Here is a 12,908-nt window from a genome sequence, read left to right as displayed (position 1 = left end):
AGGGGGTTTCCTGGAAAAAGGGATAAGGGGCGGACGGAAAGGGATAGTTGCGATTAGAGCAAGTACAGAGGCAGCGGATTTTCAAAGATGCCGCAGGGAGTGGGAACCAGGGGAAGGTACCTTTAAAGCCCAAAGAACATTGGGTAGTGTAAAATAAACTATGTCATGCATTGTTTTTAGGGAAAAACTCTTTGGCCTGGGAATGGCCAGCGGCAAGGGGCTGGACCACCCGTCCCGACGAGTGTAAAATTACAATAATTTAAACCGTTCTCCAAATTTTATGGCTAATTGTTGTGATATTGTAGCCAATTGGCCAGTGGCATGGTCCATTTCTTCCGTATATTGCGATATGCAAGATAAACCAGTTTTTCAAGGGCTGTATCCGATGGGAACACGCCCTTGTTTTTTGTTACTTTGCGGATTTGGCGGTGATACCCCTCAACAGTATTTGTGATATATATAAGCTTACGGATTGCCGGAATATACTGAAAGCATTCGGACAGCTTATCCCAGTTGTCTTGCCAGAACCGTAGCACCTTTTGGCAAATCCTCGCTCTTGGTGCAGTGCGGACGCTTCCGCTTCATTTGCTGCACATACTGCGCCAGGCGGTTATACACCCTGTTCAGATCCCCCCGTTCGGGATAGATATGCAATATCCGGCACAAGTACAGCAACTCCCTGTTACACCGGTAGTTGATATACGAACTTGATAGCCGGAACACATACCGCAGTGCCGCATCTTCTCGTGACAAGGCAACCAGCATCACATACGCCTCGAATCCTTTGTCGCTGTACGTCACCACTTCCGGCAGCTTGTTCGGTGCATCTGCCACGAACCGCATCACCCATCCGTCCTCGGAAAGCTGTTCCATCCCAGCAAATTCCCCAGCATCCTGATTTCTTCGTATCATTCCTTCCATTGTTTTTACCAGAGCTTGCACCTTCTCCGCAATCTCCGGCTCTGCCGTCACCGCTGCCCGCAGCAGTCTTGGCTTAATGTTGATGTTGTTTCCATATCAATAAACGCTTTATACTATTTATATTCTTGTGCGAGCAGATCCCATAGCTCGGGATTAGTCTGTTTATCAACAAGTAGCAATAATAATTCTCCACTTCTGGACTTTGCTCCGGCATCAAGCAACATTTTGACAATCTCCGTATTATTCTCTTTCACAGCTATATACAATAGAGATTCATCATGATAATCTTCATTCGGATTTGCTCCCTGCTCTATAAGCATCTGCACACGTTTGACATCATGCTCCAAAATAGCCACCCATAAACAAGAATATCTACTGCTGTTCACATTAGCTCCCCGCTCAATAAGTAAATTAGCCGTGTAAGGATCTCGGTTTAAAATAGCCAGATATAGTGCTGTACGCCTAATGCTACCACCTCCCCTGCCATTATGCTCCTTTGTTCCGGTAGCATTTATATCCCACCCATTGTCTAATAGAAATGCCGTAATAACAGCAGCTTGCATAGATAATGAATCGTTATAATTGCTCTTATTATCACGAACCTTATTCGTATAATAATACTGGCTCATAATATCTGGTAGATTCTCATAGTCCGCTTTGGGATTTTCACACATATAGCGCTTTGCATAATCAATCCTATTTTGGCTAAGCATATAAGTGAGCGAATAATTATCTTGATACCCTGCACGTGATAATGCAGCAATCATACCCTCGTAAGAGATATTGTCATCACGAAGTTTCTCCCGTGCTTCATCTATCACGTGCCAATGATACAGCCTTTTAACCTCGCTTATTGCCACATACACGGGAAGAATAATATAAAGAATAATCATTACCCCCCAGATCATATTGCGGGTTGCGGGTTCACTGCATTTATAAACAGCCAATATCAGGGTGGTTGGAAATGCTATACAAATCACTGCTGGTATGATAAACAATAAAATAATACCACCACCGACAGGACCTCCTATACAAAACGTTTTTGACAGTGCCCATATTAAACTGCTACAAACAGGTACAGATATAGCAATTGCAAGTATTATCAATTTTAGTTTTTCCATATTCTTATTTTTTATTTTTCTTCCTCTTAATCAGAGGCATTTAAATCTTAATAATTTTACACCTCAACTTGTAGGGTCAATTTCCAAATCTATTCCACCACCTTTCAATTGCCCTGGGTGGAGTAGGCAAACACCAATCGCCCACACATATATCCATAAAATCTTCCGCATGGCATCGTTCCAGATATCCCCAAAAGTGTAGTACAGCCTTCCTCTGTCCCTCACTGAACAGCACCAGTCTTTCCCGTACAAACTCATATCGTTCCGTTCTGGCATCCGGTAATGTCAGCGAATGAACAATGCTTTCGGGTATCATGTCGCCCCCATTATCTTCCAATGCAAACAACATATACGCCAGAAAGTAGAACCTAAACCCTTGAGAAGTACCGACATATATATTACCATATATTATTCGAGTTCTTTCCGATTTGATATTACCATTCCCGTAGTATTTATTTTCATAGCACAAATAAGAGTCTTTAGGATAATCTATCACATAACAAAATGCCATATCATAATAAATGTATTTGCCTATTTCTCTTAGAGTACCATTGGGTAATCTTGTAAAAGAAGAGCCATCAACAGAATCATTACAACACCGGTCAAAGGCTTCAATATCAATCCTTCGATTATATACTCCAATAGTGTCATTACCCTTGTCGGAACAGCCAGCATCAACAGGCAGCATATCAGTGTCAGAACAAGAACTGTCTTTCTTCATCTTGACTTCCTTTAGGGTTGATTTTTTCTTCTCTGTCAAACTTTCCTTTCTACTTGTACAGGAAGAAAATATCCCCAATATTCCCATGACGCTAATCAGTATTTTCATGGTTCATATATTTTATTCAAGTTTCGCAAGTTAATTCAAAAAGTTGGTATCATGGTATAAAAAAGGCATAGGGATTTCTGTATATCACAGAAAATGAGTATATTTATAGTACCAAATAAAAATATTACTCACCCTATGCAAATACACAAAGTTACAGACTTTCTTTCAGAAATCAGTGCATTCCTTAGAAAAGATGATGTGCGCACTGCAATGTATTCCATTATGGACGTGACTAAATAGTTAAAAATGACAGAGCCCTCCAGGAACTGAGCATAGCAATAGCTGACCTTTTCGGATTGACAGATGAGGATATCTATGATGCGATGATTAACAGGTCGGATGAGATGAACCATATTTGTGATATTTACAAATTGAAACTGGCAAGTTGAACTTGCGAAAGTTGAATAATCCTGAAAGATGTGTTTCGCCTAGTTTTCATAATCCTCTATGTGTTAAGTGCTATAAACTATAGAACTTATAACGAACTTCAAAAAGATGCTTCACAATAAGCAAAATAAAAACTAAAACTACTCTCCCACATTGCAAACTATTTGGTTATATTTGCAATCTAAACATATCTTATACTATAGATTAAAGAAATAAGTCCGCTAAAAAAAATGCAGCCTAATCATCTACTGGAAACACAAAAAAGTTTTTCAGACATATATTCTATATATTATGTAAGAATGCTCCGCTTCTCACAAACCTATGTCATTGCAGAAGAGGATGCAGAAAACATAGTGCAGGATACCTTTCTTTATCTGTGGGAACATCTGGACCTACTGAAAAACATAGAACATCTGGATGCCTTTCTTTTCACACTGATCAAAAACAGATGTTTAAACTTTCTGAAACACCAGTCGTATATTCAGGCTAAAACCTGTTCGCTGAAAGCAGACGAAGAATTGGAATATCAACTGAACCTATATGCTTTGGAACAGTTCGACGAAGCTGTCTCCTCCATTCCGGAAGTAGAAAATCTATTAAGCCAGACAATGCAAAAGTTGCCTGAACGTTGCAGAGAAATTTTTCTCCTCAGCCGGATAGAAGGATTAAAATATAAAGAGATAGCCGAGCGCCTGAACATATCCGTCAATACTGTTGAAAATCAAATATCTATCGCATTGCGTAAACTCAGATCAGAACTTAAAGACTATCTTCCCTTACTTGTTTTTATTATTTAGAAATTTTTTTTATATTTCCTTTGGTGGTAAATGCATCCCCGATTGTCTTTACTGTAAAACCACTCAAGGAACCATGAATGATGAACTAAAAAAATATTTCACAGGTGCCATGTCAGCCACCGAAAAAGCGGATTTTTTGAATAAACTCCGGAATAATCCGGAAGCTAAAAAAGAATTTGCACGCATGAAAGCTGTATGGGCCATCTCCGGACTCACATCACAGGAAGGAGACCGGGAAAAGACCGCAACAGGTATAGCTGAATTCGACAAACGACTGAAACGACGTTCTATACACCGCTTCCGTATCGGGCTTCTAAAGTATGCAGCCGCAATCTGTCTGCTGGTCACCACTACCTGGTTTATTAGCAACAGATATGCACAGATCGGACAAAAAGACTTATATACAGAAATCAATGTCCCTAAAGGGCAACGAGTCAACATGACTCTTCCGGACGGTACTTCCGTATGGCTAAGCCCTCAGAGTAAAATCAAAATCCCCAATGCATTCAACCGGAAGAGCCGTACGGTAGAGCTAAATGGCGAAGGGTATTTTGAGGTGACCAAAAATGCCAAAAAACCTTTTATCGTAAAAACGCAACGGTTCAACATACAAGTATTGGGTACCCGATTCAACGTATTCGCCTATGCCGGAAAAGAGAATAAGTTTGAGACCTGCCTCGTAGAAGGCCGTGTGTTGGTCTATAACAAAAACAACAGGAACGAGAAGGTATACCTCAATCCTCACGAGAAAGTATCGTTGGTAAACAACCGCATGGTAGTGTCGACCTCTAACTTCGATAATGAAGAATACCTGAAAAGCGGCATCTTTAGTTTCCGTTCAAAACCCTTCGGAGAGATTCTGAATTACCTGACCCTGTGGTACAACGTACAGTTCAAATTCACCGGAGATGTGAAGCTGGATGAACGAATCTCCGGCAAAATCCGACAAAGCGAGGATGTGGACAATATCCTGATAGCCCTGCAAGGAGTATACCACTTCAAATTCAAAAAAACAGATGACGAGCATTATGAGATTTATTAAATACCCATGTCTAACCTTTAAAAACAAATCAGCACTATGACTTAAATATTTTTCACCCCAACAATGGATAGTGTGACAAAAAAGGGTGAGCGCTACCAACACTCACCCCCGAAAGAGTCAATACCATCTTTTATCCATCTCGAAATAGACCTATAGTATTAATCTTTAAACGTACGACAAAGTTATGAAAAAAAACTTGTTGCAGAAATGGTATGTCCATCAACAACTTGAATTAACACATATTATACGAATTATGAAACTGTCCGTGTTCTTTATATTCGTTTTTCTCTTTCAGCTCCAGGCTGGTAATGTAAAATCGCAGGAGGCTCGTGTAACTCTCTCCAAGAGTAGTCTGACTTTCGGTGAGTTAATGCGTGAAATCGAGAAACAGACTAATTATCTGTTCATGTATCGTGATGCCGAAATTGACCTTTCACAGGAGGTCGAGGTAAAAAACACCCATGCCACTGTGACGGAAATCCTGAAAACGGCACTCAGAAACAAAAAACTGACGTATAAGTTCTCCAATAACTACATTTCTCTGTATATAGACAAAGATAAAGCGTCCGAAACGACAATCACTCAGCAAGAGCGCAAAATCAAAATCAAAGGTGTGGTGATCGATCAGATCGGTGACCCGATTATCGGAGCTAACATTTCGCTGAAAGGGCAACCAGGAACAGGAGATATCACAGACATAGAAGGAAACTTCACACTGGAAGTACCGGAAAAATCAGTATTAGTGATTTCATACATCGGCTACCTGACTCAGGAAATACCGGTGAATGGCAAATCGTCTTTCAATATCCAAATGCAAGAAGACACTAAAACCTTAGACGAAGTGGTGGTAGTAGGCTATGGCTCACAGAAAAAACAGACTGTGACCGCTTCGGCCTCTACGCTAAAGGTATCTTCACTCAAGAATGTACCTACTGCCAATCTGGCCTCTTCACTCGGAGGACGTATCAGCGGGGTGTTGATCCAGCAAACCGGCGGTGAAGCCGGATACGATGACCCGACCATCATCATCCGTGGTTCCAGCTCACCAACCTCCTCTTCTCCCTTGATTGTAGTGGACGGCATCATCGGACGTAGCATGTCGCAACTCGACCCCAGCGAAATAGAAAGTATGACTGTACTGAAGGATGCTTCTGCAGTAGCTCCTTATGGTGCACGAGGAGCCAATGGCGTAATCCTGATCACCACTAAACGTGGTAAAAGCGGTAAAGCACAGGTAGACTATAACTTCAAAATAGGATTTGGTACCCCTACCCGTATGCCCGAAATAGCCAGTTCTTATGACCATGCCCGCTTTATGAACGATGCATGGCGCAACAAAGAAATGGACTTGGGCGAAGATCCGGGTATGTATGGCATTTATACTGAAGAAGAGTTGCAGAAGTTCAGAGACGGTTCCGACCCTTACGGTTATCCCAATACGGACTGGAACAAAGAAGTATTGCTTCCGCGTGCCTGGCAGCAAATGCACAGTCTGACAGCAAGCGGCGGTTCAGATAAGGTGAAATATTTTGCAGGATTCGGCTACGTGAAGCAGGATGCTCTCTATGGCGACACACGCACCAATAAATCAACATCCGGCTTCAACCGATACAATGCACGTGTTAATATAGACGCCAACATTGTAGACAAATATCTGAATTTATCGGCAGACATGGCTTATCGTCAGGAAGACCGGAACAGCATTGCAGGCAGTACTTCGGATGTATTCAACAATATGCACCGTAACCCGCAGACCGACCCGGGACGCTTTCCGGACGGCAACTTAGGTAAAGTGTCACTGGGTGTGAATCCTATCGGACTGGCTACCGAAGGTGGTTGGGTGAAAGACCGTAAAAGTGTATTGAACACACGCTTCATGCTGGACTTCAATGTTCCGGGACTCGAGGGCTTGAACCTGAAAGGTATTTTCTCCTACGATAAAATATTCAATAGCATCAAAAGATGGACTACTCCGGTAGACTTCTATGTATGGAACAAAATTACAGGAGAATATGACGGACATTCACCTAACCGTGAAGGTGCCGAACTAAAACAGACATACTCAACCAGTCAAGCCATGACATTCGAGTTCCAGGCAGCTTACAACAAGACCATTGCACAAGATCACCAATTGGGAGCATTATTCGTATTCTCACGTTCGGAAGGGGCAGACGAGAATTTCTGGGCTTCACGCACAAAATATCGTATCTATTCCATCCAGCAATTGTTTGCCGGGCCGGACAAAGACAAAGACAACAGCGGCAGTGCCTCCGAAACCGGTAAAGTAGGTTCGGTCTTCCGTCTGACTTACAACTACAAAGAGAAATATATGCTGGAGGCTAACGGTCGTCTCGATGGTTCGGAAAAATTCCCGAAAAGCAAGCGCTATGGTTTCTTCCCATCTGTATCGGCAGCTTGGCGCATATCGGCAGAACCTTTCATGGAACCTTTCTCCGGAGTACTCAGCAACCTGAAGTTAAGAACTTCATGGGGACGCGCCGGAACAGACAACATCGGTCAATTCCAGTATATGTCCGCTTATGGTACCGGCGGTGATGCCGTATTTGGCGGCCAGAATCCGGAAATAGCCCCGGGATATACTGAGACCCGTTTCCCGAATCCTAACATTACATGGGAAACTTCTGAAATGTTCAATATCGGTATAGATGCCTCGTTCTTCAACGGAAAACTCAATCTGGAAGCGGATTGGTTCTATAAAAAGACAAACGACATCCTGCGTGAACGTACAGATATGCCGGCTATCCTGGGATATAAATTACCGGCTGCCAATGTAGGTAAAGTAGACAACAGAGGTATCGACCTGAACATTACGCATCGCAATCATCTGCGCGATTTCAATTATTCCGTTGCAGGTAACCTGACCTGGGCCAGAAACAAAGTGATTGACCTGCTGGAACCTGCCGGAGAGAAAAACAACCCGAGACAGCGCAGTACCGGACACTCCATGAGTCAGTACTTCGGTTACGAAGCACTGGGACTGTTCCAATCTGACGAGGAAGCCAATAACTGGCCTCAACCGCAATTCGGCAAAGCCAAAGCAGGCGACATTAAATACAAAGACCAAAACGGAGATGGCATCATCGACGCAGAAGATAAAATAGCTATCGGACGCAGCAATTATCCGGAATTGGTATACGGACTAAACCTGAATGCCGAATGGAAAGGTTTTGATGTAACCTTCTTCTTCCAGGGGGCAGCGTTGGCAGACTTTTACTACAATGGTTACCTGGCCTTCCCATACATAGAGGGACGCGGAGGAGCTTTGCTTGAACATCACATCGGTAACACCTGGACACCAGAGAATCCGAAAGCGGAATTTCCACGCCTGTATTACGGAGGCAACGCCAATAACCAGTTGTTTTCTTCCTTCTGGATGCGTAATGGTTCATACCTCCGCCTCAAGAATGTAGAAATAGGTTACGACTTCAAGAAACTGCTACTGTCCAAGGTATCCGAAATTCAAGGATTGCGTCTTTACTTCAGCGGTTCTAACCTGCTGACCTGGTCGCAAATAAAATATTTCGATCCTGAGTTGCGCTCTACTGACGGAAGTGCTTATCCTCAAATGAAAACCTTTGTGTTTGGTGCTAACATTACATTCTAAATTTAAAAATTGAAACGTGATTATGAAAAAGATAAATACAGCCCTGTTCTGCATATTTGTATTGCTCTTCTGTTCGTGCGATGTATTGAACAAAGCTCCACTGGACGAAATCGCCGACGATTCTTTCTGGTCGGACGAAACACTGGTGAAATATTACGTAAACGATCTATATAGTGAAATTTCCGTAGACGGACTGCAATTACAGGAAAACCGAAGTGACAATTCTGTCTCAGCACAACGGGATAAATATCGTGCAAGCTGGTTCAAATTCAACTATGATATGGTCAGCGCTTCCGACCCTCAGGATGACGATGTATGGGAAGATTATTACGTAAAGGTACGTAAATGCAACCGTTTTTTCGAACGAATCGGTACGTCTACCATCGAAGAAAGCGAGAAGTCAAGACTTACGGGAGAAGTTCACTTCTTGCGTGCCATGTTCTATTTCGAAATGGTAAAGCGATATGGCGGTGTCATTCTACTGGATAAGGTACTCACCATGGAGGATAACTGGGAAATTCCCCGTTCGTCCGAGAAAGAATGTTATGACTTCATTCTGGACGACCTCAAAAAGGCAACCGAAATGTTGCCGGCGTCTTATGGTTCAAGAGAAAAGGGACGTGCCACCAAAGGTGCTGCTTATGCACTGAAATCAAGAGTGGAACTGTATGACAAACGCTACGAAGACGTGATCAAGAGTTGTGCCGAAGTATACAAACTGGGATATGAACTGGTAGATGGCACTACTCCGGAAAAATACCGTTCTATCTGGTGGACTACCAACAAAGATAACAAAGAAATCATCTTCGACATCCAATACAAAAGCCCGGACGTCTACAACAACATGATGGTGTGCAACATGGTGACATATATCAACGATAAATATGGTGATCGCGGATGGGGTGGCCTCGGCCCGACCCAAGAACTGGTTGACGCATTTGAAATGGCAGATGGCTCACCTGCCACGCAATACTCACAGGCTCCCGCCGATCAGGTATTCGACATCAACACTTGTGGCATCTATGAAGGACGTGAACCAAGATTCTATGCCAACATCGTTTTCCATGGTTCCCAGATTTTCTTCAATGCAGATAAAGGTGCTGTAACTGTAGACCGCTATCTGATGGATACTCCTGATAAAGGCGATGGTTCACTTACCGGATACAATGTTTGGAAATGGATCGATTATGATAACTATAACTATCCGTACGCAGGCGCCAGCAGTCCGGACTTCAGTACCAACTGGATCATCCTCCGTTACGCAGAGATTTATCTGAATGATGCAGAAGCGCGCCTTGAAACCGGTGATGTAGAAGGTGCCCGGAAAGCCGTCAATGTGATTCGTCAACGAGTAGGCTTACCTGCGCTTACCGAATCCGATCCGGCAAAATTGCGTGAACTGATTCGGAAAGAGCGCCGCATCGAGTTTGCTTTCGAGGAACAACGTTTCTACGACGTACGCCGCTGGAAAGTCGGTCCCGAAACCCAAACGACCCTGCATGGAGTGCGCTTTGTCTCACCGACGGAATTTAAGATAACCAAAACAGACATCCGTACCTGGAATGACCGTTTGTACCTGACACCGATTCCTCACGACGAGATTGTCCGCTCCAGCGTACTGACACAAAACCCGGGATATTAACGATTGATTTTATCACATTTTAAATATAGCATGATTATGAATAAAATAATTTCTATACTGATTTGCTGCTTTGTTGCCGGCTGCCTCTTTGTCTCGTGTGAACAACCCGACATACCGGACGTACCGAATTATGACAAAACGGAAATATTGACTTTTAAAGTGTATAACCAGGATAAAGAAGAGATCGGTACCCCTGTTATTCTTTCGGATGAAGGTATCGTCTCCATTACCGTAGAAAACGGCACTGACCTGTCCAACGTCTTTGCCACCTGCACACTCTCTTCCGGAGCCACCCTGTCCCCTTCACTCGGAGGCTATCAGGACTGGAGTGGACTGAGCAAAGAGTTTACTGTAATTTCGGCCAGTGGTAAACGTTCAAAACCATGGACCGTGACTTTCAAAACCAAATAAATTCATAATGAAATATGTAATAATATTCATCCTCTGCATCTGCTGCTCCCTGCAGATGCAGGGTAAACTTCCTGCCTCAAAAGGCGGGAAGTCTAATCTCGCCCTCTGCCTCGACGGGAAAGACAATAACGTACGGACAGGTATGGGAATTCTGGAACCTTCGTGGACCTTGGAGTCCTGGATTAAAGGTAACGACTGTAAATGGGACAGTCTTGAAGTTATCATCGGAGGAGGTGAATACAGTGAATTGAACTGGGTGGACTATCTGCCTTTGGTCGTAAAAGAAGGCAAACTTCACTCTACCCGTGCCAATCTTTCGGCACCGGAAGCATTGGATGACCAATGGCACCATGTGGCACTGACTTGTGACGGAAAGCAGACCATACTTTATCTTGATGGAAAACAAGTGGCCAAAGCCGATACGGCAATTTCCATCCTTCCCGGTGCTATCGGAGTTCACGATGTATATTATACTTTCGGCGGATTGATTGATGAAGTACGCATTTGGCGCAAAGCTTTACCGGAACAAACGATCCGTCAATGGATGAATCGCCCCGTAGAAGCCAGTCATCCCGCTTTTCAATCCTTGTGGGGATATTATAACTTCAACGACCTGAAAGAAGAAACATCCATCAATTGGGTAGGCAAAGGACATCAGGCTTACCATATCCGCAATGGGCGCAACAAATACAATGGAAAAGCTCCGCTGGCTTATGCAGTCCCTAACGATAATACCGCATTTAAAGAGTACGACGGAAAACAACAGTTATTCAATGCCGTAGTCATCCAAAGTGAATGGGATGTTGATCAAGGAAGCAAAGACGACCAGGCACTAAAACTGAGAATAGCCGTACAAGGTTCCCGGAAACCACTGAAACTGACAGAGCTGAAACTCGATTTCACCGGCACGACCACTCTTGCGGATATTGAGCAAATCCATATTTATTCTACCGGGAGTGAGGCACGATCCGTGCAACGCAAAGAACTGTTTGGCAACGGGCATATCCCCGAACAGTCAATGACTCTCTGCCCGGAGCAGGGAGAAGAGATCCTGTTACAACCGGGGATCAACTATTTCCTTCTTACATTCGACGTCAGAAAAGAGGCAACTCCCGGACATACATTATATGCCTCCGTACCTTCTTTCCGCTTAAACGGAAAACAGTATATTCCCGAAACAGCTACCGAAGAGGTCCGTAAACAAGTGACTTGCAACAACCAAACACATTCCAATATAGTAAAAGTGCTTCAATGGAACATCTGGCATGGAGGTATTCATCTGGGTAACGAGGGGCAGCAGCGAGTATTCGACCTGATCCGAAGCACCCATGCAGACGTGGTCATGATGCAAGAAGCATATGGCATCCAACAAATGCTGGCAGATTCATTAGGGTATCATCTCAAAACCCATTCTCTTAAAGACAACCTGGCTATGTACAGCCGCTTTCCGTTGGAACCCATAGCATGGCGGGAACCCTTCAAATCGAACCCAGCCAAAATAACCTTACCAAACGGTAAGCGGATAATGCTTGTAGACTGTTGGCTTCGTTATGCCTACCGTCCGGAATATACAAGTGGTTACGCTGAGAAAGGACTGGATCCTTCTGTCTGGGTCGCTGAAGATTCCATATTGGCACTGTCCGATGTCCGCAATATCTATACAAAGGATATTGTACCGAACCAGGAAACAGACATGCCGGTCATCATCACCGGTGATTTCAACTCGTGTAGCCATCTTGACTGGACAGAACGAGCCAAACCATTGCATCACGGATACGGTCCGGTGGCTTTCCCCGCTTCCCGCTATATGTTGGAAAATGGTTTCAAAGATAGTTTCCGTGAGAAGAATCCGGACGAAGTTGCATATCAGGGAGGCACTGTTGCCGCCATCTACGGGCAAATGCAAATGTCCCGTATCGATTTCATCTATTATAAAGGAGGACTGAAAGTATTATCATCCAAAATAGTACGTACGGCTCCCGAGATAGATTATGTGTGGGCATCAGACCATGCAGCGGTACTTACCGTCTTTGAGGTTGAATAAAATGATAGGCACGGATCGTGCAGATTCCACAGAATCAAGAGTATCTGTTTATCTGTCACATCCGTGCCTAAAATAGATCAATGCTGTAG

9 protein-coding genes and 1 pseudogene are annotated in these 12,908 nt (G+C 43.7%); 6 read left to right on the top strand and 4 right to left on the bottom strand.

The genetic code is table 11. The features are described 5' to 3' along the window. Positions 1 to 249: 249 nt before the first annotated feature. The 4 genes and pseudogenes from FDF36_RS19095 to FDF36_RS19080 form a co-directional block, all read right to left on the bottom strand. Positions 250 to 536, bottom strand: a pseudogene (locus FDF36_RS19095) (transposase); the annotation flags it as partial. Next, a complete protein-coding gene (locus tag FDF36_RS19090) occupies positions 505 to 972 on the bottom strand; it encodes a hypothetical protein (RefSeq protein ID WP_220392399.1) in 468 nt (155 codons plus the stop codon). The gene FDF36_RS19090 and the pseudogene FDF36_RS19095, both read right to left, overlap by 32 nt. Positions 973 to 1,034: 62 nt before the next feature. Beyond that, complete coding sequence (locus FDF36_RS19085; protein ID WP_220392398.1) at positions 1,035 to 2,042, bottom strand: ankyrin repeat domain-containing protein; 1,008 nt, start codon at positions 2,040 to 2,042, stop codon at positions 1,035 to 1,037. A 76-nt stretch (positions 2,043 to 2,118) separates the two neighbouring features. Then, positions 2,119 to 2,871, bottom strand: coding sequence for a DUF6714 family protein (locus FDF36_RS19080; RefSeq protein ID WP_220392397.1), 753 nt, complete (start codon positions 2,869 to 2,871; stop codon positions 2,119 to 2,121). A gap of 617 nt (positions 2,872 to 3,488) precedes the next feature. Between FDF36_RS19080 and FDF36_RS19075 the strand changes: the two genes are divergently transcribed. The 6 genes from FDF36_RS19075 (at position 3,489) to FDF36_RS19050 (ending at position 12,819) form a co-directional block, all read left to right on the top strand. Continuing rightward, on the top strand, positions 3,489 to 4,055 hold the full coding sequence (locus tag FDF36_RS19075) for an RNA polymerase sigma-70 factor (protein ID WP_220392396.1): 567 nt from the start codon (positions 3,489 to 3,491) through the stop codon (positions 4,053 to 4,055). A 73-nt stretch (positions 4,056 to 4,128) separates the two neighbouring features. Continuing rightward, positions 4,129 to 5,097, top strand: coding sequence for a FecR family protein (locus tag FDF36_RS19070; RefSeq protein ID WP_220392395.1), 969 nt, complete (start codon positions 4,129 to 4,131; stop codon positions 5,095 to 5,097). 184 nt (positions 5,098 to 5,281) lie between these two features. Next, a complete protein-coding gene (locus FDF36_RS19065) occupies positions 5,282 to 8,722 on the top strand; it encodes a TonB-dependent receptor (protein WP_220392394.1) in 3,441 nt (1,146 codons plus the stop codon). A gap of 22 nt (positions 8,723 to 8,744) precedes the next feature. Continuing rightward, complete coding sequence (locus FDF36_RS19060) at positions 8,745 to 10,364, top strand: RagB/SusD family nutrient uptake outer membrane protein (protein WP_005811120.1); 1,620 nt, start codon at positions 8,745 to 8,747, stop codon at positions 10,362 to 10,364. Positions 10,365 to 10,400: 36 nt separating this feature from the next. Then, complete coding sequence (locus tag FDF36_RS19055) at positions 10,401 to 10,775, top strand: hypothetical protein (RefSeq protein ID WP_005811122.1); 375 nt, start codon at positions 10,401 to 10,403, stop codon at positions 10,773 to 10,775. A 7-nt stretch (positions 10,776 to 10,782) separates the two neighbouring features. Next, positions 10,783 to 12,819, top strand: a complete 2,037-nt coding sequence (locus FDF36_RS19050; protein ID WP_220392393.1) for a BNR-repeat neuraminidase N-terminal domain-containing protein — start codon at positions 10,783 to 10,785, stop codon at positions 12,817 to 12,819. Positions 12,820 to 12,908: the final 89 nt, after the last annotated feature.

Origin of the sequence: Bacteroides fragilis, from assembly GCF_019583405.1 — a bacterium.
Taxonomy (GTDB): Bacteria; Bacteroidota; Bacteroidia; order Bacteroidales; family Bacteroidaceae; genus Bacteroides; species Bacteroides fragilis_B.
The sequence above is the reverse complement of the archived record's forward strand: the minus strand, read 5'-3'. Positions and strand labels throughout refer to the sequence as shown.